This window comes from Pseudomonas guariconensis (genome assembly GCF_015680235.1).
Lineage (GTDB): Bacteria > Pseudomonadota > Gammaproteobacteria > Pseudomonadales > Pseudomonadaceae > Aquipseudomonas > Aquipseudomonas guariconensis_A.
The window spans coordinates 1-421 of record NZ_JADLJL010000089.1; the positions used below are offsets into that span (position 1 = coordinate 1).

A 421-nucleotide genomic window follows, 5' to 3' on the forward strand; every position below is an offset into this window, starting at 1 on the left:
CGCAACATGCCAGCGGCGCCAGCGACCAGGCCAACGACGGCCGCCAGGTGGTGGACGACGCGATCAACGCCATGACCGCGCTGTCGCAGAAAATCAGCGAGTCGTGCGAGCAGATCGAGGCGCTCAACGCCAGCACCGACGAGATCGGCAAGATCCTCGATGTGATCAAGGGCATTTCCCAGCAGACCAACCTACTGGCGCTCAACGCCGCCATCGAGGCGGCCCGTGCTGGCGAGGCCGGGCGTGGCTTCGCGGTGGTGGCCGACGAGGTGCGCAACCTGGCCCACCGTACTCAGGAATCGGCCGAGGAGATCCACCGCATGATCACCAGCCTGCAGGTGGGATCGCGCGAGGCGGTGTACACCATGAACGAAAGCCAGGTGTCCAGCGAGCAGACCGTGCAGGTGGCCAACCAGGCCGG

Annotated in this window: 1 protein-coding gene; it reads left to right on the forward strand. The window is 66.3% G+C overall.

Translation table 11 applies throughout. From position 1 onward, the window contains the following. A partial coding sequence (locus tag IRZ56_RS22960; RefSeq protein WP_230390509.1) for a methyl-accepting chemotaxis protein occupies positions 1–421 on the forward strand: 421 nt, incomplete at both ends.